This is a genomic window from Streptomyces iakyrus (genome assembly GCF_000717055.1).
In the GTDB taxonomy this organism is placed as follows: domain Bacteria; phylum Actinomycetota; class Actinomycetes; order Streptomycetales; family Streptomycetaceae; genus Streptomyces; species Streptomyces iakyrus.
Genome location: NZ_JNXI01000016.1, coordinates 354,725 through 379,864, shown reverse-complemented (window position 1 = coordinate 379,864; position 25,140 = coordinate 354,725). Strand labels below are relative to the sequence as shown.

Below are 25,140 nucleotides of genomic sequence, written 5' to 3'. Positions count from 1 at the left end.
GGCGCGACGCCCCGGCGGGAGTCGGAACGACCCTGGCCGGACCCTGATATCGGCCCTGAGAGGCGGCTCGGGAAGCGTTCGAGGAGCGGCCCGCGGAGATCAGGGGAGCCTCAGGGGCCGACCCTGATGCTCCGGCCTCCCGCACGTGTGACCATCAATGGCATGTCGGAAGCCGCAGCAGCGCCACTCGCCGAACCGCGGCCGCCGCGCAAGCTCTACCGCAGCAGTGACGGACGCTGGCTCGGGGGCGCGGCGCGGGGCCTCGCCGGGCACCTCGGGCTGCCCGTGATCTGGGTACGGCTCGTCTTCGTCGGCCTGTTCATGGCCGACGGCCTCGGTGCGCTGCTGTACGCCGCGTTCTGGTTCTTCGTCCCGCTCGGCGTCGGCGGGGTCGAGGCGCAGAAGCCGCCGTCGCCGCCGGCCGCGGAGACCGCGCCCGACGGCCGCCGCAGACGCGTCGCGCGCAGGCCCGACAAGGGCCAGATCGTGGCCCTGCTCCTCATGGTCGTGGTGGCCATGGTCTTCGTGGGCAATGTGAACCTCAGCGGGGGAGCGAGGGCGTACCTCTGGCCGACGGTGCTCGTCGGCGCGGGCGTCGCCCTGGTCTGGCGGCAGGCGGACAACGCCCGGCGGGCCCGCTGGGTCGAGGTCGGCCGCCGCCGGCGCACCGTCACGCTGCTGCGCTCGGTGGGCGGCGTGCTGCTGGTGACGGCCGGCGTCTCCGGCATCTTCGTCCTCCAGGGTTCCGCCGCCCACCTCGGCTCCGTCCTCCAGGCGGCCCTCGCGGTCCTCGTCGGCATAACGCTCCTCGCCGGGCCGTATCTGGTCCGCATGACGCAGGACCTCTCCGAGGAGCGCCTGATGCGCATCCGGGCCCAGGAGCGCGCGGAGGTCGCCGCCCATGTGCACGACTCGGTGCTGCACACGCTCACACTGATCCAGCGCAACGCGGAGAACGCGAACGAGGTCCGCCGCCTGGCCCGTGCCCAGGAGCGCGACCTGCGCACCTGGCTCTACAAACCCGAGGGCACCGGCAAGGACGAGGCCGACGGACCAACCACCCTCGGCGACGCCGTGCGGCACAACGCGGCCGAGGTGGAGGACAAGCACGGCGTGCCCATCGAGGTCGTGGTCGTCGGCGACTGCCCGCTCGACGAGAGGATCGCCGCCCAGATGCAGGCCGCGCGGGAAGCAATGGTGAACGCCGCCAAGTACGGTGGCGAGGGCGGCGCCGTACAGGTCTTCGCCGAGGTCGAGGGGAAGACGGTCTTCGTGTCCGTCCGGGACCGCGGCCCCGGCTTCGACCTCGACTCGATACCCGCCGACCGGATGGGTGTCAGAGAATCGATCATCGGCCGCATGGAGCGCAACGGCGGTACGGCGCGGCTGCGCGCGGTGCCGGACGGCGGCACGGAGGTCGAGCTGGAGATGGAGAGGGCGGAGAAGACGTCATGAGCGACCCGACCGAGGCGAACGGTACGGCGGGACCGGCGGAGGCGGCCGGCGGACCGGGGCGTCACGTGCGCGTGGTCCTCGTGGACGACCACCGCATGTTCCGTACGGGGGTCCAGGCCGAGATCGGGCAGACCGAGCAGACCGGTGTCGAGGTCGTCGGCGAGGCCGCGGATGTCGACCAGGCGGTCACGGTGATCACCGCGACCCGGCCCGAGGTGGTCCTCCTCGACGTGCACCTGCCGGGCGGCGGCGGCGTCGAAGTGCTGCGCCGCTGTGCCCCGTTGATGGGCGACGCCGAACAGCCGGTGCGCTTCCTGGCGCTGTCCGTGTCGGACGCCGCGGAGGACGTGATCGGCGTGATCCGCGGCGGCGCCCGCGGGTACGTCACCAAGACGATCACCGGCACGGACCTCGTGAACTCCATCTTCCGTGTCCAGGAGGGCGACGCCGTCTTCTCGCCCCGGCTGGCCGGGTTCGTCCTGGACGCCTTCGCCTCCACGGACGCACCGCCGGTCGACGAGGACCTGGACCGCCTGACCCAGCGCGAGCGCGAGGTGCTGCGGCTCATCGCCCGGGGCTACGCGTACAAGGAGATCGCCAAGCAGCTGTACATCTCCGTGAAGACCGTCGAATCGCATGTCTCGGCGGTCCTGCGCAAGCTCCAGCTCTCCAACCGGCACGAGCTGACGCGCTGGGCGACGGCTCGCCGGCTCGTCTGACGGCGGCGCTCACACCACCCGCGTCGCCCCCGCGTAGGGCATCTCGTCGAGCGGGGTGACGCGTACCGGCGCCGAGGGGTTCGGGGCGTGGATCATGCGGCCGTTGCCCACGTAGATGCCGACATGGCTGATGCCGGCGTAGAAGAACACGAGGTCGCCGGGGAGGAGTTCGGAGCGGGAGACGCGGCGGCCCGCGGCGATCTGGGAGTACGTCGTGCGGGGCAGGGAGACGCCCGCGGCGCGGTACGCGGCCTGGACGAGGCCCGAGCAGTCGAAGGCGTTCGGGCCGGTGGCGCCCCAGACGTAGGGGCTGCCGAGCTTCTGGTAGGCGTAGGAGACGGCGGCGGCCGTCCGGGAGTTGGGCGCCTGGGACGAGGCGGAACCCGGGGTCGCGAGGGTGTCCCGAGGGCCCGCTGAGCGGGAGGCGCGTTCCTGCGATCCGCCCGGCAGGGAACGTTCCTGCGGGCCGAGCCGCGAGAGCAGCCGCCGTGCCGTGCCGAGCTTGCCGGTGATCGTCTCCTTGTGCTGCTTCAGCTCCGCCCGGCGTGACTTCAACGACGTCAGCTCGATGTGGGCGGCCCCGCGCAGCTGCTCGATCTCCCGGAGCTGCTTGCGCACCCCCGCGACGACGGCGTTCTGCCGGCTGCCGGCCCGCTCGACGAACTCGGCGTTCTCCAGGTACCGGTCGGGATCGTCGGAGAGGGCGAGCTGCACCACGGGATCGAGACCGCCGGCGCGGTACTGCGCGGCGGCCACCGAACCCAGGGCGTCACGGGCGGAGTTGAGCCGCTCCTCCTTGCGCGCCGCCTGGTCCTGGAGGCTCCTCAGCCGCTGCCCGGCCGCTTCGGCCTTCTCCTTCGCGCCGTTGTACTTCTCGGTGGCGACCTCCGCCTCCTGGTACAGCTTGTCCACCTTGGTCTTGACCTGGCCGGGGGTGAGCTGTGGTTCGGCGTGTCCGGTTCCGTCGAGACCCGTCGCCGTCGCCGCGCCCGCCAGGGCGATCGTGGCGGCCGTACGGGCTTTGCCGCCACCCATCGAGCGCTGTCGGGGCTTGCGGTGCGCTGCCACCTGGAGGCCACGTCCTTTCCTCGACCGCCGACGGGTGCGTGCGGCCGCCGGGGGGAGCGGACGGGCGGCCTGCGCGTCCGGCGACGGCCCGCACAGGGGGAGCGGATCGCCGCCGGACCTTTTCGGCGGTGGTGTCCGACTGCCGCCCCTGGCCCGGGCGGCGGTGGGGAGCCGGGCACCTGGTGGAGGACGCTAAACGCCGCCGTGACGGGCCGGTGGCAGGTGTGCGGAAGTGTCTTGAGAGGACCGGCGGTGACCGTATGCGACCGTGGTCCCACCTCGACGCCGCCTACTTCACTCAGCGTGATGACCGAAGCGTCGAATCATGAGCGAGTGACCGTGATCGGGTGCTATGGGGCGCATATATGCACCCTGGGTCGGTGTCGGGCGGTCTCGGGGCCCTGATTAGGCTCCGGCCTCATGGACGTACTCATCCACCTCTTCGTCGGCCTCCACATCATCGGCATCGCCTCGCTCCTGGGCGGTTTCCTCACCCAGATGAAGGCGATGGGCGAGGGTACCGCCCGCTACACCCCCGCGATGCTGCACGGCGCGCTCACGATGCTGGTCACCGGTGTGATCCTGGTCGGCCTCAACCAGGCCGACGACCAGTCCGTGAACAACATCAAGATCGGCGTGAAGCTGGCTCTGCTGATCGTGATCCTCGGCCTGGTCTATGTGAAGCGGGACGACGAGAAGGTGGACAAGGGCCTCTTCGGCCTGGTCGGTCTGCTGACGACGGCGAACATCTTCATCGCCGTCCTCTGGACCTGACCCGGGAGCGCCGGGCGCCGGCCCGGGCCGAGGTGACCGCCCAGGCGGTGCACCCGAGCCACGCGGCGACCGCGATCCACAGCAGCACCTCTCCGGCGGCGTCGAGCCAGGGGACGTCCAGGGCGGCGGCGACGGCCAGGGTGGCCGCGGCCGTCACCACGGCGGCGAACACGGTCGCCCAGCGCCGCACGTCGTAGTGGTGGCGGGGCCAGAAGAGCTCGGCGAGGAGCAGGGCGACGCAGGCGATCAGCGCGAGCACGAGCAGCGTGACGGCCGTCGTGCGCAGGACGTCGGCGTTCTCCTCGTTCCACAGGTACAGGCGCGCGCTGTCGGCGCTGAGGAGTCTCGCCCCGGCCAGTGCGGAGACGGCGAGGGCGCCGGCCGCGAGCCAGTGGTCCCCGCGCCCCTCCTCCACCTGCCGGGGCTGGAAGCGGAAGAGGGCGAAGCCGTAGAGCGCGAGGCCCAGCCAGAACAGCACCAGGGCCGCGTGGGCGAGCCAGGCCGACGTATCGGCCGCGGCGAGCGTGGCGCCGAGCACCGCGAGCCCCTGGGTGGCCACGCAGCGCAGGAACACCGTGCCGCGCCGCCCCCCGGCCTCCGCGGTGAGCAGCACCGCCCAGAGCAGCATCGCGAGCGCCAGCAGCGCCTCGGCGAGGGGCTGCTGGCCGGCCGCGGAGAACCCGGTGCCGAGGACGGCGGTCGCCGCCACGGCCGTGAGCGCGGCCGGCGTCTCCGCCCGCCACTCGCCGCGTGCCCGCTGGGCGAGGCCCGCGGCCGCCACCAGCCAGGCCGCGCAGGCCAGGGCGAGGGCGATGCGGGAGAGGACCTCGTACCCCGCCGAGTCGAGACCGACCGACACGATGCCGGTCGCCAGCGCGTACGTCGACCACCAGGTGGCAAACGGGGAGGGACCGGACATAGCGCCGATGCTAGAGAGCGCCGCGCCCGTTACGAGAGGGGCACGCGCGCGTGCCCCTCAAAAAGCATGACGAGACCTCTCAGGCCGGCCGCACCACGCTGTGGATGGCCGACTCGCCGTCGTAGTAGATCGACTCCTCACGCACGTACGTGCCGGGCTTCGGCGCGTGGATCATCATGCCGTTGCCGATGTAGATCCCGACGTGTGTGACGTCGTCGTAGAAGAAGACCAGGTCACCGGGCTGGGCCTGGGAGAGCGGGACCGTGGTGCCGGCGTTCACCTGGTCGTAGGTCGTGCGCGGCAGGTCGACGCCCGCTGCCTTCCAGGCGGCCTGGGTGAGGCCGGAGCAGTCGTAGGAGCCGGGGCCGACGGCGCCCCACACGTACGGCTTGCCGATCTGGGCGCGGGCGAAGGCGAGCGCCTTGTCGGCCTTGGTCGCGTACGAGGAGTCGGCCGGGGCCGTCGAGGTGGACGAGCCGGAACCCGCCGTACCCGAGGACGAGGACCCGCTGTCCTGCTGCTGAGCGGCCTCCTCCTGCGCCTGCCGCTGCGCGGCCTGCTGCCGGGCCAGCTCGTCGGCCTTGCGGGCGGCCTCCTCCTGCTTCTGCTTCTCGATCGCCGCGAGCCGGGCCTTCTCCTCGGCGGTCAGCCTCGACATCAGCTCGCGTGCGTCGGCGAGCTTGCGCTGGACGGTCGCCTTGGCGGTCTTCAGATCGCCCTGCGACTCGGTGAGCGCCTCCAGGCTCTCGGTGGCCTCCTGGCGCTTCTCCATCGTCTCGGACTGCTGCGCGATGTAGTCGTCGACCGCGACCTTCTGACGGCCCGTCATCCGGTCCATCAGCTGGGTCTGGTCGAAGTAGTCCTGCGGGGTGTCCGCGAGCAGGAACGTCGCCGTGTCCGGGGCGGCGGCGCCGGTGCGGTACTGGGCGGAGGCGAAGGACCCCAGCTCCTCGCGCGCCTCGTTGAGCTTCTGGGTGCGCTTGGCGACGTCGTCGATGAGGGCGTCGGCGCGTTTGCGCTGCTTCGCCGTCTTCTCCTTGGCCGCGTTGTACTTCTCGGTCGCCGACCCCGCCTGGCGGTAGAGGTCGCCGACCTTCTTCTCGACTTCTTCCAGGCTGGGTTTGTCGTCGGCCTCGGGGGCGGCATGGGCCGACTGGGACAGCAGGGCCACGGAGGTGAGGGCCGCCGTTGCGAGGGCGGGGGTCCGTATGCCTGCCACGCGCGTACCCGTAGGACGCGACTTGCGGTGCGACGCCAAGGGAGGCGACTCCTTCCACGTTCCGCCTACCGAGTTAGCTGTCGGGTTCGGGCGGGTGGTTCGGAAGGTTTGCCCTACGGCCTGCTCCGCACAGGGAGTCGGGCCGATTCACCCCAGGTTCACGGTTGGGTCCCCGGCTCCGGCTGCCGCTGCGGCGTGCCGGACTCGGCGGAGGCCGCGCGGCCCGGCGACGTTCGCCGGTGGGGGTCATGCGGCCTGGTCGCACGGTAGCCAACTCGTGTGGCCCCTGTGAAGGTTGATGGGTGATATGCCCGATACATTTTCGTGACCTCGGTCATGAACGTCGCCGAGAGTGAACGATCGGCAGAGTTTGGTCGTACTTCGTCCATGATTGCGGGGGGCGTAGCAGGCCGTGATCATGCGGTCATGGAGGGCGACAATGCGCCGCCGGCCGGCCGGCGAGGGGCCCGGGCGCCCGGCGATGTTCTCAGGGCGGCGGCGGGCTGTCAGTGGGGCGCCCTAGACTCGGAGAGCGATGAGCAGCCTCTTTGACGACAGCTTCCTGGCGAACCTCCAGGCCCAGCGGGACCCCGCGGACCAGCCTCCGCCGCCGCCCGAGGACGATCACGTTCCGGAGCCGATCCCGGACGATCTGTTCGGCGGGAAGTTCGACGCGCCCCCGGACCGGGACGCCTACTACCGGGACGGCGCACCCCGCCCGGTCGTGGACACCGCCGCGCTCCTGGAGGGGCTGAACGACAACCAGCGCGCCGCCGTCGTCCACTCCGGCTCCCCGCTGCTCATCGTGGCCGGCGCCGGCTCCGGCAAGACCCGCGTGCTCACGCACCGCATCGCCCACCTGCTCGCCGAGCGCGGTGTGCACCCGGGCCAGATCCTCGCGATCACCTTCACCAACAAGGCCGCGGGCGAGATGAAGGAACGCGTCGAGCAGCTCGTCGGCCCGCGCGCCAACGCCATGTGGGTCATGACGTTTCACAGCGCGTGCGTGCGCATCCTCCGTCGCGAGAGCAAGAAGCTCGGCTTCACATCGAGCTTCTCGATCTACGACGCCGCCGACTCCAAGCGCCTGATGGCCCTGGTCTGCCGCGACCTGGACCTCGACCCCAAGCGGTTCCCGCCCAAGTCCTTCAGCGCCAAGATCAGCAACCTGAAGAACGAGCTGATCGACGAGGAGGACTTCGCCGCCCAGGCCACCGACGGCTTCGAGAAGACCCTCGCCCAGGCCTACGCCATGTACCAGTCGCGGCTGCGCGAGGCGAACGCCCTCGACTTCGACGACCTGATCATGACGACGGTCAATCTCCTGCGCGCCTTCCCGGACGTCGCCGAGCACTACCGCCGCCGCTTCCGGCACGTCCTGGTGGACGAGTACCAGGACACCAACCACGCGCAGTACGCCCTGGTCCGCGAGCTGGTCGGCACCTCGGAGCACCCCGTCGACGTGCCGCCAGAGGCCGAGATCCCGCCCGCCGAGCTGTGCGTGGTGGGCGACGCCGACCAGTCGATCTACGCCTTCCGCGGCGCGACGATCCGCAACATCCTCCAGTTCGAGGAGGACTACCCGGACGCCACGACGATCCTGCTGGAGCAGAACTACCGCTCCACGCAGACGATCCTCAGCGCCGCCAATGCGGTCATCGAGCGCAACGAGTCCCGCCGCCCCAAGAACCTGTGGACCAACGCCGGCTCCGGCGCCCGGATCACCGGCTACGTCGCCGACACCGAGCACGACGAGGCGCAGTTCGTCGCCGACGAGATAGACCGTCTTACGGACGCCGGCGAGGCCAAGGCCGGCGACGTCGCCGTCTTCTACCGCACCAACGCCCAGTCCCGTGTCTTCGAAGAGGTCTTCATCCGCGTCGGCCTGCCCTACAAGGTCGTCGGCGGCGTCCGCTTCTACGAGCGCAAGGAGGTCCGGGACGTCCTGGCCTACCTGCGCGTGCTCGCCAACCCCGAGGACTCGGTACCGCTGCGCCGGATCCTCAACGTCCCCAAGCGGGGCATCGGCGACCGTGCCGAGGCGATGATCGACGCCCTGTCCCAGCGGGAGAAGATCAGCTTTCCGCAGGCGCTCAAGCGCGTCGACGAGGCGTACGGCATGGCCGCGCGCTCCACCAACGCCGTCAAGCGGTTCAACACGCTGATGGAGGACCTCCGCACCGTCGTCGAGTCCGGCGCCGGACCGGCCACGGTTCTGGAAGCCGTACTGGAGCGCACCGGATACCTCGCCGAACTCCAGGCCTCCACCGACCCGCAGGACGAGACCCGGATCGAGAACCTCCAGGAACTGGCCGCCGTCGCCATGGAGTTCGAGCAGGAGCGCGGCGAGGACGAGCAGACCACGCTGTCGGACTTCCTGGAGCAGGTCGCGCTGGTCGCCGACTCCGACCAGATCCCCGACCAGGAGGACGGCGACGGCGTCATCACGCTGATGACCCTGCACACCGCCAAGGGCCTGGAGTTCCCGGTCGTCTTCCTGACCGGCATGGAGGACGGCGTCTTCCCGCACATGCGCGCCCTCGGGCAGACCAAGGAGCTGGAGGAGGAGCGGCGCCTGGCCTACGTCGGCATCACGCGCGCGCGGGAGCGGCTGTACCTGACGCGGTCCACGCTGCGCAGCGCCTGGGGCCAGCCCTCGTACAACCCGCCCTCCCGCTTCCTGGAGGAGATCCCGCCGACCCACGTGGAGTGGAAGCGGACGGGAGCGACCGCGCCCGCGTCCTCCGGACCGGTCTCGGCGGTGGCGGCCTCGCTGTCGTCGTCCCGCTCGCGCTCGTCGGCGTCGGGCGCCTCCGGATTCGCCACGCGGCGCACCTCGGAGAAGCCCGTGGTGTCCCTGGCGGTCGGAGACCGCGTCACACACGACCAGTTCGGGCTCGGGACCGTCGTCGCGGTCAAGGGCACGGGCGGCAACGCCGAGGCGACGATCGACTTCGGGGACACCAAGCCGAAGCGGCTGCTGCTGCGGTACGCGCCGGTGGAGAAGCTGTAGCGGTGTGAGGTGAGCCCGAGCCCCGCCGGCCGGACCGGCGGGGCAGGCGGGACGTTACGCCGGGTCGATGCCGTGGCTGCGCAGCCACGGGAGCGGGTCGATCGCCGAACCGCCGGCCGGGCGCACCTCGAAGTGCAGGTGAGGGCCGGTGGAGTTGCCGGAGTTGCCCGAGCGGGCGATCGGATCGCCCGCCTTCACGGTCGTACCCGAGGGGACCGTGTAGGTGGAGAGGTGGCAATACCACGTCTCCGTGCCGTCCTTGGCGGTCACGATCATCATGTTGCCGTACGCGCTGTTCCACTGGGTGCGCACGGTGCCGTCGGTCGCGGCCATCACGGTCGTGCCGTACGAGACCGGGAAGTCGATGCCGGTGTGCAGGGACATCCAGTTGATGCCGGACTGGCCGTAGTAGGCGCTGAGTCCGTGCCGCGCGACCGGCAGGGCGAACTTGGGGCGCAGCCGCTCCTTGCGGGCCGCTTCCTCCGCCGCGCGCTTCTTCTCGGCCGCCTGCTGGGCCTTGAGGTCGATGCGCTCCTGCGTACGGCTGGCCCGGTCGGCGAAGTCGTCGGCACCGGCGGAGAGACTCTGCAGCTGGGTGTCCAGCTGGTTGTTGGCGGCGGCCGGCTTGACCGGCTGCGCGTCCGCCGCGGTCGTCTGCGCCTCCGCGGCACTGTCGTCGGTGAGACCGCCGACGGAGGCGGCGGCGATCCCGGCGACCCCCATCACGCAGGCCGAGGGCACCGCGATGGTCATCAGCGCCGAGCGCTTGGGCGGTGTGCGGCGGCGGGAACGAGAAGCGGCGCGCGAGGCCGCACGCCCCGACGGGGCGGGGGTGACGTCCTCCTGGCCGTCCAGGAGCGGGGTGACGACGGGCAGTTCACCGGTGGCGGCCGGCTCATCGCCCTCCACGGCGGCGTCGTGGAAGCCGGCTTCGGCCGGTGCGTCGTAGTCGACCTGCTCGAACGTCGCGGTCTCGTGCTGGTCGAAGGTTTCGGCGGGGTGCTCGTACGCGTCGGGTTCCGGGGCGGGGGTGCCGTCGGAGTTCCACTGCGTGGCGTCGTAGGCGCCCGTGTCGAAGGTCTGTGTGCCCCACTCCCACTGCTGGGTGTGGTCGGCGGGGTTGCCGGACTGGTCCGGCTGGAGCCAGGCGCCGGACTCCCACTGTCCGGTGGCGTCCGGGGAGGGGGCCTGGGACGGGATGGCCGACATCAGCTGCTGCTCGGCCGTCCAGGAGGTCGTGTCGTAGACACCGGTGTCGTAGGCGGCGTGGTGCTGGGCCGCGTAGGCGTCGTAGTGCCCGTTCTCGTGCGTGCCGGTGGGCCAGTGGCCGGTGTCGTAGCTGCCCGTGTCCTGGCCGCTGTCCGGCATGTCGCCGAAGAGGGGGTCGGTCGCGAAGCTCGCGGTGGCGTGCCCGGTGGCGTCGAAACCGGCGCCGTTGGTGCCGGTGGGATCAAATCCGGTGGCGGCGTAGTCGCCGTACGTGGTGAAGTCGCCGTACTGGGCTTCCTGGGTGCCGTACGACGCGTAGTGCGCGGAGGCGGCGTCGGAAGCCGGAGCCGGGGTCATGGTCCCCGACGGGTGACGGTCGTTCACCAACTTCTCTTTCGCCTCGACAACAGGGGCTGCCAGAGCAGTGCGGCGACTGTACCCGGCGGTACGCGGGCACGACAATCTTCGGCAGGTTTCGCGCGCGCAGGAAACGGGCATTCGGCCGTGTTTTGGCGGACGGCGGGCACGGGTTTGGCTCTGTGTTCGAAGTTTGTTCGAGGTTGATCGGTGTTTCGGTGCTGAGTGATCGCTGTATGACGATTCTCAGGCGACCGTCAGACCGCCGGTGTGTCCGGCGGACGGTTCACCCGCGTGTGCCGTGTCCAGAACCTGTCGTATGCCGTTGGCGACGGCGGGGTGCACGGGCAGAGCGAGATGGCCGATGCCGGTCACGCGCACGTTCTGCACCGTCAGGTCGGGATGGTCGATGCAGGCCGTCTCCAGTGGGTCCATCACGTGGTCCAGATCGCTCCAGAAGCTGACGAAGTGCGTACGGCAGTCAGGGGCGGGCGAAGCGAGCTCCTCGAGCACCGGTGAGCCGGGGCGCATCTGGCGCACGATGGGGTGCGCGTCGGCGAAGGGCGCCACTCGGGTTCCCGAATGCGGCGTGCCGAGCGTGACCAGGGTCCGTACGCGCGTGTCGCCGCCGAGCCGCTGCACGTAGTAACGCGCTATCAGTCCGCCGAGGCTGTGCCCGACGACGTCGACCCGGTCGGCCCCCGTGCGCTCGCAGAGCTCCTCGATATGCCGGCCGAGCCGTTCGGCCGCGGCCCGTATGTCACAGGTCAGCGGCGAGTAGTTGAGCGACTCGATCTGCTGCCTGCCGTGCTGGGCGAGGCTGCGGCGCAGCAGGACGAAGACCGAGCGGTTGTCGATGAATCCGTGCAGCAGCAGGACCGGCGGCTTGGCCTCCGTGGGCAGTTGGGCGGCGCCGTCCGCCGGCAGTGCCGGGACGGGGGCCCGGCGCTCCTGGGTGATGCCGGACGGGTAGAGGAGGAGGTGCCCGGCCAGGATCGCGATCTCCAGAGCGGTGGCCTTCAGGAGGGCCAGGGAGAGTCCCGCCAGTCTGCCCGGCAGCAGGCGCTCGCAGAACGGAAGAAAGGGCAGAGCCGCCCTGGTGACCTTCATGGCCGACCTCCTGTCGGCACGCGGGAGGACGCCTCCGCCCCCCGTGTGCCCTCGTGGAAAGCAGCTGCGAAGACGGCCGGCGATGACCGCGAGAGCGGCGTGAGCCGCGTGAGCCGCGGGGGCAGAGCGCGGCGTGTGGCGTGTGTGACGCCGGTGGTGCGACGGAGGTCCCCGATCGGTGGGGTGACGAGGCTCCCCGCTGGTGCGCCGTGTCTGCCCTGCGTGCTGTGCGTGCGGTGCTTGCCCTGCTGCTTTCGCCGAGGAGCCGTGCTGCCGCGGTCCTTGGTGGACGGTGCGGTCGTACGGCTGCCTCGGTGCGGCTCCCCTTGCGCTTGTCCCATCGTGTGATTTCCCCCTCGCTATCCACCGCGAAACTGCCGGTTGCGGGATGCTGGAGATAACGTTCGTTCACTTGCCCGGCCGGTTCGGGGCGGGGTGTCCGTGCGGTGCGGCGTGTACGGCTTGCCCGATGTGTGCGGTACTTGTCGGTACGGATGGATGTAGTCGCTTCATGGAGGCAGTGATGGGTGTGGCAGCCGGTCCGATCCGCGTGGTGGTGGCCAAGCCGGGGCTCGACGGCCACGATCGCGGGGCCAAGGTGATCGCGCGTGCCCTGCGCGACGCCGGTATGGAAGTCATCTACACCGGGCTCCACCAGACCCCCGAGCAGATCGTCGACACGGCGATCCAGGAGGACGCCGACGCGATCGGGCTGTCCATCCTCTCCGGAGCGCACAACACGCTCTTCGCCGCCGTGATCGATCTGCTCCGGGAGCGGGACGCGGAGGACATCCTCGTCTTCGGCGGCGGGATCATCCCCGAGGCGGACATCCCCTTGCTGAAGGAGAAGGGCGTCGCGGAGATCTTCACGCCTGGCGCGACGACGGCCTCGATCGTGGACTGGGTCCGTACGAACGCCCGCCAGCCCGCGGAGGCGTAGCCCTCCGGCGGACCGGCCCAAGGGCCTTGCCCCGGCCGGAGCCGGTGCGCCCTCGGGTCGGTGAGGCTGATTCGCCGGGCCGCCGGCCGTGACCGACTCCGGCGGCCGCCCCGGCCGTCGGCACACCCGGCGGCAGCCGTTCGCCACAGGGCACCCGCCCCCGGACGCGCGGGTGGGGGTCAGGCCGCTCCCAGCTCCTCGGCCATCGCCGCACGCAGCCGCAGGGTCGTCACCAGGCGCTGGAAGGCCTCCGCCCAGTAGCCCCCGGCTCCCGGCGACGCGTTCTCCGGCTCGTCGGGTACGGCCAGCAGCGCGTCGAGCCGGGAGGCCTCGGACGGGTCGAGGCAGCGCTCCGCCAAGCCCATGACCCCGCTGAAACTCCATGGATAGCTCCCCGCGTCCCGAGCGATGTTGAGCGCGTCCACCACGGCCCGCCCGAGCGGCGCCGCCCACGGCACCGCGCACACGCCGAGCAGCTGGAAAGCCTCGGACAGGCCGTGCGCGGCGATGAAGCCGGCCACCCACTCGGCCCGTTCGGCGGCGCCCAGCGTGCCGAGCAGCTTGGCGCGTTCGGCGAGGGACACCGCCCCCGGACCGCCCGCCTCCGGCGCCGACGGATCGCCGAGCAGTGCGCGTGACCACGCGGCGTCCCGCTGGCGCACCGCCGCCCGGCACCACGCCGCGTGCAGCTCGCCCTGCCAGCCGTCCGCCACCGGCAGCGCCACGATGTCCCGGGGCGTGCGCCCGCCGAGCCGACGCGACCACGTGCCCAGCGGTGCGGCCTCCACCAGCTGACCGAGCCACCAGGACCGTTCGCCGCGCCCTGCTGGGGCCTTCGCCACGACGCCGTCGCGCTCCATGCCCGGATCGCACTCGTGCGGCGCCTCGACGGCGATCGTCACAGTGGTCTGCGTGGCCCCCCCGGGTATGCCGCCCCCGGTCCCTGAGGGCCGGGCGGACCGCGTGTGGTCGATGGCGACGCACGCCTCCGCCCTGACCGCCATCCGAGCGGCGAGCGCCGAACCGGGCAGGGCCGACAGCAGTTCCGCGGCCGTCGCCCGGACATTGCGGCTGCGATCGGCCAGGGCATGCTCCAGAAACCCCTCGTCGTCCGGGCCGAGGCCCTCGCGCAGCGAGTCCAGGAACATCAGCCGGTCCTCGGCCCGTTCCGTCCCCCACGTCGACGCGAGCAGGTCGCGTGCGGCGGCCGGGGTGCGAGAACGCAGCGCGGACAGCAGAGCGACGCGTTCGGCGAACAGGCCCTCCTGCCACAACCGGCGGACCCCGTCGTCGTCCTGAAGGTGCGGCAGCGCCGCTCCGCCACCCGGGGCCGCGCGCAGGGCGAACCGCCAGTCGGGGTTCAGCCGGGCCAGCCACAGGGCTCGCGGCCCCGCGAACCCCAGTGCGGCCGGACGCAGGTCGGTCCGCCCCCGCGCCGCGTCCAGCAACGCAGGAAGCACCTGTGGAGGCGGTGCGAAACCACGGGCGTTCGCCAACGCGAGCCACTGTGGCAGCAGCTCCGTCAGATCCGGCGCGGCACCCCGCCGCCCGCCGCCGGACGGGCCCGGGCGGTCGGCCAGCAGCATGGCGAGCCGGCGGGCGGCCGCAGGCGGCAGCGCCGGACGGACGTCCTCCGGAGCCGCCTGCGGACGCTCGGCCGCCCGCGCCGGGCGCAGACCGGCCCGGCGCCGTACGGTCTCCACGGCCGCCGCGTCCAGCAGGGCCAGGGGTGCGTCCGGGCCCGGCGCGGCGCCCGGCGGGGTGCGCCGGTCGGTGCCCAGCAGCGCGGTGGTGACGAGCCCCTCCCAGGCGTCCGCGCCGGGCGCGTCCACAGGAGCGGAGGTCCTGGTCATGAGCTTCCTTTCCGCCGCGGGGCGCCCGGTAGTTGAAGGCTCGCCCTTACCGGTTGTCCCGTGATGCGTGAAAAATGCGTGGACCCGTGGGATGGGTGGGGCCGGCCGACGGGCCGCGGGCGGGGCCGCTGCCGCCGGTTCAGCACAGCGCGACCGCGTCGCCCGGGCCCTCGGGCCAGGCCGTCAGCGGCGTGAAGCCCTGGTGGCCGCACTCGCCGAAGACCCTGACCGGGGCCCCGCCCGACACGGCGACGAGCCGCCACAGCCCCGGCCGGGAGCGCGCGGCGGGAGTGAGCGGCAACGCCGCGTCCCCGTCGGCGTCCGCCAGCTGCCAGGAGTCGCCGTCCGGCGTGGGAACGACCCGGTCCAGCGTCACCGGGACGGACTCCAGCCACGGGTCCTCGCGCAGGGCGTCGCCGTAACGGGCCGCAGCCTGGGCCGTGGTCACCCCCGGCGGACGGGTCGCCGCGGGCGCGGGCGCGGAGAACTGCTCGCCCAGGGCCACCCGCGGTTGCCCGGCGCCCGGGTACGCGGACACCTCGGCCTCCAGACTCAGGCCCACCGGCAGCGCCAGCTCCGGGGCGCGGCCGGCCGCGCCGTAGGAGAGGAGCAGCACGGTGCGGTGCGAGACGGCGCCGTGCAGCCAGATCCGGCGGGTCGTCAGGCGCGGGTCCGTCGTGTCGTACTGGGCGAGGACCAGCCAGCGGTCGCGCAGCGGCGGGCCGTCCGGGGAGGACGGGAGGCCGATGCGGGAGCGGACCGTGGCGGCGAGACCGGCAGGGAGCCGGTCACGGCGCTGCCAGCCCCGCCCCAGGAGGTGCAGCAGCGCGCACTCCTCCAGCAGCCGCACCGGCCAGCCCGGGCCGGTCGACGGGATCGCCCCCAACTCCCGCACCCGCCCCGCCAGTCCCTGCGCCTGGGCGTCGACCATGCGGGCCGCCGTCTCCTCCCAGAGGCCGTACCCCGCCTGCTCAGCGGTCGCCAGACCGCCGCGCAGCAGGTCGACCAGGCGCTGCTCCAGCTCCACCGCGCCCGCCGAGACCCGCTCGGCCCGGCGCTCCGCCCGCCGGCGCGCCGCCTCGGGATCAGCGGACCCGGACGGCGCGCCGGAGCCGGCACCGGCCTTCTTCGCCTCCGCGCGCTCGCGCCGCCCCGCCGCCCACTGTGCGGCCCACTCGGGCGCCTGCCCCGGCGGCACCGCCGCCTCGTCGGCGGCCCAGAGCAGCAGCAGCCCCAGCGCGTGCTTGCACGGGAACTTGCGGCTCGGACAACTGCACTTGTACGCGGGACCCGCGGCGTCCGCGATGTCCACGACCGTCTGATACGGCTTGCTCCCGCTGCCCTTGCACAGCCCCCACACCGTCCCCTCGTCGGAACTCCCCGCCTCGGACCACGGCCCCGCCGCGCCGAGTTTGCTTCCCGCTTTGCGTGATGCGGCGTCAGGCGCCAGTGCCAGCACCTGGTCCGCGGTCCAGCGCACCCCCTGCTGAGTCATGCCACCGAAGGTAGATCCCCCCACTGACAATCGGGTCCGCCGGCGGACCCGGCCGGGCATTTCCGCAGGTCGGAACGCATTGTCAGTGGTGTGGTGCAACGTTGGCGACAGATCCGAACCGGCCGAGCTGGAGGGGGACTTTGCCATGACCGTGTCCGTGGAGCCGACGTCCGTCGAAGCGGGGGAGACGGGACCGACCCAGGCGTTGCGACCGCACGCCGAGGACGCCTTCGCCCATGAACTCGCCGCGCTGGCCGCCCAGGACGACCGGCCGCGCCCGGCCCGCTGGAAGCTGTCGCCCTGGGCCGTCGCGACCTACCTGCTCGGCGGCACCCTGCCGGACGGCACGGTGATCAGTCCCAAGTACGTCGGCCCGCGCCGCCTCGTCGAGGTCGCCGTCACCACGCTCGCCACCGACCGCGCCCTGCTCCTGCTCGGCGTGCCGGGCACGGCGAAGACCTGGGTGTCCGAGCACCTCGCCGCGGCGGTCAGCGGCGACTCCACGCTGCTGGTGCAGGGCACCGCCGGCACCCCGGAGGAGGCCATCCGCTACGGCTGGAACTACGCGCAGCTGCTCGCCCACGGCCCGAGCCGCGACGCCCTCGTGCCCAGCCCCGTCATGCGGGCCATGGCCGACGGCATGACGGCCCGCGTCGAGGAACTGACGCGCATCCCGGCCGACGTGCAGGACACGCTCATCACGATCCTGTCGGAGAAGACGCTGCCGATACCGGAGCTGGGCCAGGAGGTGCAGGCGGTCCGCGGATTCAACCTGATCGCCACGGCCAACGACCGCGACCGCGGCGTCAACGACCTGTCCAGCGCCCTGCGCCGCCGCTTCAACACGGTCGTGCTGCCGCTGCCGGAGAGCCCCGAGGCCGAGGTCGACATCGTCTCGCGGCGCGTCGACCAGATCGGCCCCTCCCTCGACCTGCCGGCCACACCCGACGGGCTCGACGAGATCCGCCGGGTCGTCACCGTCTTCCGCGAGCTGCGCGAGGGGGTCACCGCCGACGGACGGACGAAGCTCAAGTCGCCCAGCGGCACCCTGTCCACGGCCGAGGCGATCTCCGTCGTCACCAACGGGCTGGCCCTGGCGGCCCACTTCGGCGACGGCGTGCTGCGGCCGGGCGACGTCGCCGCGGGCATCCTCGGCGCGGTGGTCCGCGACCCGGCGGCGGACCGGGTCATCTGGCAGGAGTACCTGGAGACGGTGGTCCGCGAGCGTGACGGCTGGAAGGACTTCTACCGGGCCTGCCGCGAGGTGAGCGTGTGAGGAACGCGGGGCGGTGGCTCCGGGTGACGGGGGACGGCGGTCGCCCGCGGCATCGGGCGGGGACGTGCGGGACGGGAGGGGGATGAAGTGACCGGTGTGGAACAGGCCGCGGGCCGGGCCGCCGGGACGGGGCCGGTGCTGCTCGGGGTGCGGCATCACGGACCGGGGTCGGCGCGGGCGGTGCGCGCGGCGCTGGAGGAGGTCCGGCCGCGGGTCGTGCTGATCGAGGGGCCGCCCGAGGCCGACGCCCTGATCCCGCTCGCCGCAGACGAGGAGATGCGGCCGCCGGTCGCTCTGCTCGCCCACGCCGTGGACGAGCCCGGCCACTCGGCGTTCTGGCCGCTGGCCGAGTTCTCCCCGGAGTGGATCGCCCTCCGCTGGGCCCTGGAGCACCATGTCCCGGCCCGCTTCATCGACCTGCCGGCCACGCACACGCTGGCCTGGGGGAGGCAGGACGACGAGGCGGCAACAGAGGGCGAACGTCCGCCACCGGCCGAGACGGCGCCGGACGGGGACACCGGTCCCGGCCCCGCCGAGCTCCGGATCGATCCGCTCGGCGTGCTCGCCGACGCCGCCGGCTACGACGACCCGGAGCGGTGGTGGGAGGACGTCGTGGAGCACCGGGGCGCGGGGGAGGGCGACGCGCTCGCGCCGTTCACCGCGCTGGAGCAGGCCATGGGCGCGCTGCGGGAGACCTACGGCAGCGGGGGCCACGACCGGGACCTGGTGCGCGAGGCGTACATGCGGCTCCAGGTGCGGGCCGCGCAGCGGGAGTTCGATGACGGTGTGGCGGTGGTATGCGGCGCCTGGCACGTGCCCGCACTGCGGCAGAAGACCACCGTCGCCGCCGACAGGGCGCTGCTGAAGGGGCTGCCCAAGGTCAGGACGGACATGACCTGGGTGCCGTGGACGCACCGCCGGCTCGCCCGGACCAGCGGGTACGGAGCGGGCATCGACTCACCCGGCTGGTACGGGCACCTGTTCAGCGCCCCGGACCGGCCGGTGGAGCGGTGGCTGACCAAGGTGGCGGGGCTGCTGCGCGCCGAGGACCGGATCGTCTCCTCCGCGCACGTCATCGAGGCGGTGCGGCTGGCCGAGACGCTCGCCGCGATGCGCGGCCGTCCGCTGCCCGGCCTGAGCGAGACGACCGACGCCGTGCGGGCGGTGATGTGCGAGGGCTCGGACGTACCCCTGGCGCTCATCCGGGACCGGCTGGTCGTGGGGGACGAGCTGGGGGAGGTGCCGCCGTCGGCACCGGCCGTGCCGTTGCAGCGGGACCTCACCCGGCTGCAACGCCGGCTGCGGCTGAAGCCCGAGGCGCTGGAGCGGGAGCTGGAGCTCGACCTGCGCAAGGAGAACGACGCCGCCCGCAGCAGGCTGCTGCACCGGCTGCGACTGCTCGGCATCGCGTGGGGCGAACCGGCCGCATCGCGAGGCAGCACCGGCACCTTCCGGGAGACCTGGCGGCTGCGCTGGGAGCCCGAACTGTCCGTGCGGGTCGCCGAGGCCGGCGTGTGGGGGACGACCGTCCTGTCCGCCGCGACCGCCAAGGCCGAGGCGGACGCCGTCGGCGCGGAGGGCCTGGCCGGTGTCACCGGGCTCGCCGAGCGCTGCCTGCTGGCCGAACTGCCCAACGCCCTCCCCACTGTGATGCGGGTCCTCGCCGACCGGGCGGCCCTCGACACGGACGTCGGCCATCTCGCCCAGGCGCTCCCGGCCCTGGTCCGCTCCCTGCGCTACGGAGACGTGCGCGGCACGGACACCGCAGCCCTGGCGGAGGTCGCCGCGGGACTGGCCGAGCGGGTCTTCGTCGGTCTTCCCCCGGCCTGCGCCGCGCTCGGCGCGGACGCCGCCGAGGAAATGCGGGGCCACCTGGACGCGGTGCACGGGGCCGTGGCCCTGCTGGGCGACGCCCCCGCGGCCGGACACGGCCGGTTGAGAGGCCGTTGGCAGTCCGTACTGCGGGTGCTGTCCGGGCGGGACACCGTGCCGGGCGTCATCCGGGGGCGGGCCGTCCGGCTGCTGCTCGACGACGGGCAACTGGCCCAGGACGAGGCGGCACTGCTGATGGGACGCGTCCTGTCACCGGGCACACCGCCGGCGGACGCGGCCGCGTGGATCGAGGGCTTCGTCGGAGGCGGTTCCGGGGGCGGAATGCTCCTGGTGCACGACGAGCGGCTGCTCGGACTGGTCGACGCGTGGCTGACCGGGGTGCCGGCCGAGGCCTTCACGGACGTACTGCCCCTGCTGCGGCGGACGTTCTCGGTGTACGAGCCCGGAGTGCGCCGGACCCTCGGCGAACTGGTCAGGCGCGGACCGGGAACCGGGGGCGGCGCGACAGCCGCCGGTACCGCAACGCCCGGCTTCGCGGCCGACTTCGACACCGAGCGCGCGGACGCGGTGCTGCCGGTCGTGCGGCTGCTGCTCGGACTGGACGACATGGACGACAACACCGAAGACAACAACCTGGCGGGGGTGACGGGATGACGACCGAGGCACTGAGGGAGCGGACGACGGCACCGGAGACGGGAGCCACCGTGACGGGCGGGTTCCGGGCGGAAAGGCGGCCTTCGACGACCGTGCCGGTGATCCCGCTGTGGGAACGGCCGCGTAAGGGAGGGCGGGCATGACGTCCGGGACGACGGACCCGGCGGAGGAGCGGCTGCGGCGCTGGCGGCTCGTCCTCGGGGGCGACGCGGCGGACGGCACCGGCTGCAAGCTGTCGGGGCGGGACGCGGCGATGGACGGAGCGCTCACCGCGCTCTACGGCAGGAAGGACGGCAGGTCACAGGGGGGCCGGGAGCGTGCGGCGGGGCTCGGGGCATCGGCACCGTCCGTGGCGCGCTGGCTCGGGGACATCCGGACGTACTTCCCCTCCTCCGTCGTGCAGGTCATGCAGCGCGACGCCATCGACCGGCTCGGTCTCGCCACGCTGCTGCTGGAGCCGGAGATGCTGGAGGCGGTCGAGGCCGACGTGCACCTCGTCGGCACACTGCTGTCGCTCAACAAGGCGATGCCGGAGACGACGAAGGAGACGGCCCGGGCCGTCGTGCGCAAGGTCGTCGAAGACCTGGAGAAGCGGCTCGCCACGCGCACCCGGGCCACCCTCACCGGCGCCCTCGACCGCAGCGCCCGGATCAGCCGGCCCCGCCACCACGACATCGACTGGAACCGCACCATCGCGGCCAACCTCAAGCACTACCTGCCCGAGTACCGAACGATCGTGCCGGAGCGGCTCATCGGGTTCGGGCGGGCTGCCCAGTCCACCAAGAAGGAGGTCATCCTCTGTATCGACCAGTCGGGATCCATGGCGGCATCGGTTGTGTACGCATCGGTGTTCGGGGCGGTGCTCGCCTCGATGCGGACGATCTCCACGCGACTCGTCGTCTTCGACACGGCGGTCGTCGACCTCACGGACCAGCTGGACGACCCGGTCGACGTGCTGTTCGGCACGCAGCTGGGCGGGGGCACGGACATCAACCGGGCGCTCGCGTACTGCCAGTCGCAGATCACCCGGCCCGCGGAGACGGTGGTCGTGCTGATCAGCGACCTCTACGAAGGCGGCATCCGCAACGAGATGCTCAAGCGGGTGTCCGCGATGAAGGCCGCCGGCGTGCAGTTCGTGACGCTGCTGGCGCTCTCGGACGAAGGGGCACCGGCGTACGACCGGGAGCACGCGGCCGCGCTGGCGGCGTTGGGGGCGCCGGCGTTCGCCTGCACGCCCGATCTGTTTCCGGAGGTGATGGCGGCGGCCATCGAGAAGCGGCCGTTGCCGATACCGGATGCGGCGTGACAGGCGCTGCGTGAAGTACCCCGCGTGAGGGGGCAGATGGCGATATGTCGATGGGTCGTCGTCCGGCTTGGAGCAGCAAAAGGGACATGACGGCCCATCGGTTAGCAAGGGCTTGCGCAACCTCCGCACTCCCGTGCGAGGATCGGCCCCTGCTCGGCCGTGCGGGGTGCCGGCCGGGCGGTACCGCTTCCGTCGCACGGGAGGAAGCCTCCCCTCTTGAGCTGGTCAGCAGCCTTGCCCGGAGCCGCGTTGCGCACACTGCGCACGGCGGCCGGGCGGCGTGCGCTCCAAGTGGCCCTGCTGTTGGGCGGGTTGCTGGTCATCGGACTGGTGTGGGGGGAGCAGGCCCATGCGGAGAACGGTGTGAACGGTGTGGGGGTGCGGTCGGAGGGGCGAGCCGGTGAGGCGGGGGGAGTTGGGCGCCAGGGGCCGGTAGACGTGCAGGTGGAGGCGTCGCTGTCGCCGTCATCGTCGTGGCCCGGGCCGGTGTCGCACCAACCGGTGCGGGGCCTCCCGGCGGTTTCAGATCACCCGGGCTCAAACGGATCGCCGGTGCTGCCGGACGCACCGGCGCTGCGGGACGTACCGGCGCTGCGGGACGTACCGGCGCTGCGGGACGTACCGGCGCTGCGGGACGCACCGGCGCTGCCCACCCTGCCCGACTCACCCGCGCTGCCGGGCCTGCCGGGGCTGCCGGGGCTGTCGGACCTGCCCGACCTGCCCCCACCCCCCGGCGACCCCGACGTTGAGCTCCCGGGAGCACCCGCTCCGCCCGCCCCACCCACCCCTGCCACGGCCGACCCTCAAACGGGCGGGGCATCCGTGCAGGACTCGGGGACCGTGCCCGCGGACGGCGCCGCCCCCTCGCGACAGGCCGGGAAACCGGACACCCCGGTCGCCGGCCACGAGTCCCACGCCGCCCCCGCAGGCCCGAAGCCCCACGGCGTCCACGCCTCCCACCTCAGACCCGCCCAGCCCTTGGGTCACTCAGATCACCTCAGCCGTCCCCATCGCCGGAGCCACACCGGCCACCCGGGATCCTCGCCGCACGCGGGACGGACCCCGGCCGCCGGTCACTCGCCAGGTGGTCGTCCCGACGGCGTGCTCGGCAACCGGTCCTTGGCCGACAGCGGCTCGTCGCGTCACGGCGAGGCTCACGCCGTCCCCCCGAGCCCCTGGGCGCCGCTCGCGCTCGGGTCCGGTGGCGGGGCCGGCGCCTCCCCGGCCGGTGCCGGGTGCGGTCACCGGGACATCCCCCTCTTCCCCGGCTAGCACGGACGGCCGTCGAGGTCTCCCCGCCACAGGCCCGCCTCGTGGGGGAGCGCTCCTCCGGCCGGCCGACCCCGCCCGGGGTGCCCCACGGCACCCCTCCCGCTCCCAGTGCTTCACGAGGCGTCACGCCCGGACGGCCGAAAGCCGTCGGTGGTCCGAGGCCGCAACCTCGTGGATGGGCCGGGCGGCCCCCATTGGGGTGGGGGCCACCCGGCCAGGCGCCCCGGGGAGCCGGGCCCTGAACAGGGCCTTCGTGCTCCCTCCCGGGTGTCCGGCGGGCCTCACCGGGTCAACCCCATCCCGGTGAGGCCCATCACCAGCTCCTCACACCCGGCACGCCGTGCCAGAGAGGGCGGCATCATGTGACAGGTATCACCGCTCAGGTGTGACCCTCGATTTAGAGGCCCCCCGGAAGCAGCGATAACCTGCGAGACGGACATGCCGCGCGCTCGGACACCGTGTGCGCCTCCCTTGTGACAGACAGCGGACGTCACGTTGCCCTCGCGGCACGCCCACGCAGACAACGAACCGCGAGATCACTGATAGGGACGGAAGCGCGTGGACCTGTTCGAGTACCAGGCGAGGGACCTCTTCGCCAAGCACGATGTACCGGTGCTGGCCGGTGAAGTCATCGACACGCCTGAGGCGGCCCGCGCAGCCACCGAGCGCCTCGGTGGCAAGTCCGTCGTCAAGGCCCAGGTGAAGGTCGGCGGCCGTGGCAAGGCCGGCGGCGTCAAGCTCGCCGCCACCCCCGACGAGGCGGTCGAGCACGCGACCAACATCCTCGGCATGGACATCAAGGGCCACACGGTCCACAAGGTGATGATCGCCGAGACGGCCCCGGAGATCGTGGAGGAGTACTACGTCTCCTTCCTCCTGGACCGTGCCAACCGCACCTTCCTCTCCATCGCCTCCGTCGAGGGCGGCATGGAGATCGAGGAGGTGGCGGCCACCCGCCCGGAGGCCGTCGCCAAGACGCCGATCGACGCCAACGAGGGTGTCACCGAGGCCAAGGCCCGCGAGATCGTCGCGGCGGCCAAGTTCCCGGCCGAGGTCGCCGACAAGGTCGTGAACGTCCTGGTCAAGCTGTGGGACACCTTCATCAAGGAGGACGCCCTCCTGGTCGAGGTCAACCCGCTGGCCAAGGTCGCCTCCGGTGAGGTCATCGCCCTGGACGGCAAGGTCTCCCTGGACGAGAACGCCGAGTTCCGCCAGCCGGAGCACGAGGCCCTCCAGGACAAGGCCGCGGCCAACCCGCTCGAGGCCGCCGCCAAGGAGAAGAACCTCAACTACGTCAAGCTCGACGGCGAGGTCGGCATCATCGGCAACGGCGCGGGTCTCGTCATGAGCACCCTGGACGTCGTCGCGTACGCCGGTGAGGCGCACGGCGGCGTGAAGCCGGCCAACTTCCTCGACATCGGCGGTGGCGCCTCCGCCGCCGTCATGGCGAACGGCCTGGAGATCATCCTCGGCGACCCGGACGTCAAGTCCGTCTTCGTCAACGTCTTCGGTGGCATCACCGCCTGTGACGAGGTCGCCAACGGCATCGTCCAGGCGCTGCAGCTGCTCAAGGACAAGGGCGAGGAGGTCACCAAGCCCCTGGTCGTCCGTCTGGACGGCAACAACGCGGAGCTCGGGCGCAAGATCCTCTCCGACGCCAACCACCCGCTGGTTCAGCGCGTGGACACCATGGACGGAGCGGCCGACAAGGCCGCCGAGCTCGCGGCTGCGAAGTAAGGGACGAGGGACTAAACAGCCATGGCTATCTTCCTCAACAAGGACAGCAAGGTCATCGTCCAGGGCATGACCGGTGCCACGGGCATGAAGCACACCAAGCTCATGCTGGCCGACGGCACGAACATCGTCGGTGGCGTGAACCCCCGCAAGGCGGGCACGTCCGTCGACATCGACGGCAACGACATCCCGGTTTTCGGCACGGTCGCCGAGGCGATCGAGAAGACGGGCGCCGACGTGTCCGTCCTCTTCGTCCCGCCGGCCTTCGCCAAGGCCGCCGTCGTCGAGGCCATCGACGCCGAGATCCCGCTCGCGGTCGTCATCACCGAGGGCATCGCCGTCCACGACTCGGCCGCGTTCTACGCCTACGCCGTGTCCAAGGGCAACAAGACCCGCATCATCGGCCCGAACTGCCCCGGTCTCATCACCCCGGGCCAGTCCAACGCCGGCATCATCCCGGGCGACATCACCAAGCCGGGCCGCATCGGCCTGGTGTCGAAGTCCGGCACGCTGACGTACCAGATGATGTACGAGCTGCGGGACATCGGCTTCTCTTCCGCCGTCGGCATCGGTGGCGACCCGGTCATCGGGACGACCCACATCGACGCCCTCGCCGCGTTCGAGGCCGACCCCGACACCGACCTGATCGTCATGATCGGTGAGATCGGCGGCGACGCCGAGGAGCGGGCCGCGGCCTTCATCAAGGAGAACGTGAAGAAGCCGGTCGTCGGCTACGTCGCGGGCTTCACCGCGCCCGAGGGCAAGACCATGGGCCACGCCGGCGCCATCGTCTCCGGCTCCTCCGGCACGGCCGCCGCGAAGAAGGAGGCCCTGGAGGCCGCCGGCGTCAAGGTCGGCAAGACGCCGACCGAGACGGCCAAGCTGGCCCGCGCCATCCTCGCCGGCTGAGCATCGCCGCACGGCTCACCGATGG

Annotated in this window: 18 protein-coding genes and 1 riboswitch; of the genes, 11 read left to right on the top strand and 7 right to left on the bottom strand. The window is 72.4% G+C overall.

Annotated features, from left to right (window positions below; translation table 11 throughout):
* The first annotated feature begins 162 nt into the window (after positions 1 to 162).
* Complete coding sequence (locus tag OO68_RS26350) at positions 163 to 1,455, top strand: ATP-binding protein (protein WP_033311654.1); 1,293 nt, start codon at positions 163 to 165, stop codon at positions 1,453 to 1,455.
* Complete coding sequence (locus OO68_RS26345) at positions 1,452 to 2,174, top strand: LuxR C-terminal-related transcriptional regulator (RefSeq protein WP_033311515.1); 723 nt, start codon at positions 1,452 to 1,454, stop codon at positions 2,172 to 2,174. The genes OO68_RS26350 and OO68_RS26345 overlap by 4 nt, the downstream gene beginning before the upstream one ends.
* Before the next feature lie 9 nt (positions 2,175 to 2,183).
* Here OO68_RS26345 and OO68_RS26340 read toward each other — a convergent pair whose 3' ends face one another.
* The gene (locus tag OO68_RS26340; protein ID WP_033311514.1) at positions 2,184 to 3,242 is read right to left on the bottom strand and encodes a C40 family peptidase; all 1,059 of its coding nucleotides are present in this window, start codon (positions 3,240 to 3,242) and stop codon (positions 2,184 to 2,186) included.
* 420 nt (positions 3,243 to 3,662) lie between these two features.
* Here OO68_RS26340 and OO68_RS26335 point away from each other — a divergent pair, with 420 nt between their 5' ends.
* The gene (locus OO68_RS26335; protein WP_033311513.1) at positions 3,663 to 4,016 is read left to right on the top strand and encodes a hypothetical protein; all 354 of its coding nucleotides are present in this window, start codon (positions 3,663 to 3,665) and stop codon (positions 4,014 to 4,016) included.
* Here the strand turns inward: OO68_RS26335 and OO68_RS26330 are convergent.
* Positions 3,994 to 4,935, bottom strand: coding sequence for an SLAC1 family transporter (locus OO68_RS26330; protein WP_033311511.1), 942 nt, complete (start codon positions 4,933 to 4,935; stop codon positions 3,994 to 3,996). The two genes, OO68_RS26335 and OO68_RS26330, sit on opposite strands and share 23 nt — an antisense overlap.
* 79 nt (positions 4,936 to 5,014) lie before the next feature.
* A complete protein-coding gene (locus OO68_RS26325) occupies positions 5,015 to 6,193 on the bottom strand; it encodes a C40 family peptidase (protein WP_033311510.1) in 1,179 nt (392 codons plus the stop codon).
* Between the two features lie 8 nt (positions 6,194 to 6,201).
* A riboswitch (cyclic di-AMP (ydaO/yuaA leader) is annotated at positions 6,202 to 6,360 on the bottom strand.
* 329 nt (positions 6,361 to 6,689) lie between these two features.
* Here OO68_RS26325 and pcrA point away from each other — a divergent pair.
* On the top strand, positions 6,690 to 9,167 hold the full coding sequence (gene pcrA, locus OO68_RS26320; RefSeq protein WP_033311509.1) for a DNA helicase PcrA: 2,478 nt from the start codon (positions 6,690 to 6,692) through the stop codon (positions 9,165 to 9,167).
* A 54-nt stretch (positions 9,168 to 9,221) separates the two neighbouring features.
* Here the strand turns inward: pcrA and OO68_RS26315 are convergent, their stop codons facing one another.
* Both OO68_RS26315 and OO68_RS26310 read right to left on the bottom strand, forming a co-directional pair.
* Positions 9,222 to 10,874 carry a M23 family metallopeptidase gene (locus OO68_RS26315; RefSeq protein ID WP_078625459.1) on the bottom strand — a complete coding sequence of 551 codons (1,653 nt, stop codon included), beginning with the start codon at positions 10,872 to 10,874 and terminating at the stop codon, positions 9,222 to 9,224.
* Positions 10,875 to 10,979: 105 nt separating this feature from the next.
* A complete protein-coding gene (locus tag OO68_RS26310; protein ID WP_033311507.1) occupies positions 10,980 to 11,843 on the bottom strand; it encodes a lipase family alpha/beta hydrolase in 864 nt (287 codons plus the stop codon).
* A gap of 523 nt (positions 11,844 to 12,366) precedes the next feature.
* Here OO68_RS26310 and icmB point away from each other — a divergent pair.
* A complete protein-coding gene (icmB, locus tag OO68_RS26305; protein ID WP_033311505.1) occupies positions 12,367 to 12,783 on the top strand; it encodes a coenzyme B12-dependent isobutyryl CoA mutase small subunit in 417 nt (138 codons plus the stop codon).
* Between the two features lie 179 nt (positions 12,784 to 12,962).
* Here icmB and OO68_RS26300 read toward each other — a convergent pair whose 3' ends face one another.
* Positions 12,963 to 14,636, bottom strand: coding sequence for a DUF5691 domain-containing protein (locus OO68_RS26300; RefSeq protein ID WP_033311504.1), 1,674 nt, complete (start codon positions 14,634 to 14,636; stop codon positions 12,963 to 12,965).
* A 139-nt stretch (positions 14,637 to 14,775) separates the two neighbouring features.
* Complete coding sequence (locus OO68_RS26295; RefSeq protein ID WP_033311502.1) at positions 14,776 to 16,131, bottom strand: SWIM zinc finger family protein; 1,356 nt, start codon at positions 16,129 to 16,131, stop codon at positions 14,776 to 14,778.
* Between the two features lie 145 nt (positions 16,132 to 16,276).
* Here OO68_RS26295 and OO68_RS26290 point away from each other — a divergent pair, with 145 nt between their 5' ends.
* The 6 genes from OO68_RS26290 (at position 16,277) to sucD (ending at position 25,115) form a co-directional block, all read left to right on the top strand.
* Entirely contained in the window at positions 16,277 to 17,407 is a 1,131-nt protein-coding gene (locus OO68_RS26290; RefSeq protein WP_033311501.1) for an ATP-binding protein, read from the top strand.
* 87 nt (positions 17,408 to 17,494) lie between these two features.
* Positions 17,495 to 19,894: a DUF5682 family protein gene (locus tag OO68_RS26285; RefSeq protein ID WP_033311499.1), complete on the top strand. Its 2,400-nt coding sequence runs from the start codon at positions 17,495 to 17,497 to the stop codon at positions 19,892 to 19,894.
* A gap of 139 nt (positions 19,895 to 20,033) precedes the next feature.
* A complete protein-coding gene (locus OO68_RS26280; protein ID WP_033311497.1) occupies positions 20,034 to 21,200 on the top strand; it encodes a VWA domain-containing protein in 1,167 nt (388 codons plus the stop codon).
* 552 nt (positions 21,201 to 21,752) lie between these two features.
* Positions 21,753 to 22,472: a hypothetical protein gene (locus OO68_RS46335; RefSeq protein ID WP_157852753.1), complete on the top strand. Its 720-nt coding sequence runs from the start codon at positions 21,753 to 21,755 to the stop codon at positions 22,470 to 22,472.
* 558 nt (positions 22,473 to 23,030) lie between these two features.
* Positions 23,031 to 24,209 carry an ADP-forming succinate--CoA ligase subunit beta gene (sucC, locus tag OO68_RS26275; protein ID WP_033311494.1) on the top strand — a complete coding sequence of 393 codons (1,179 nt, stop codon included), beginning with the start codon at positions 23,031 to 23,033 and terminating at the stop codon, positions 24,207 to 24,209.
* A gap of 21 nt (positions 24,210 to 24,230) precedes the next feature.
* The gene (gene sucD, locus OO68_RS26270) at positions 24,231 to 25,115 is read left to right on the top strand and encodes a succinate--CoA ligase subunit alpha (RefSeq protein WP_033311493.1); all 885 of its coding nucleotides are present in this window, start codon (positions 24,231 to 24,233) and stop codon (positions 25,113 to 25,115) included.
* Positions 25,116 to 25,140: the final 25 nt, after the last annotated feature.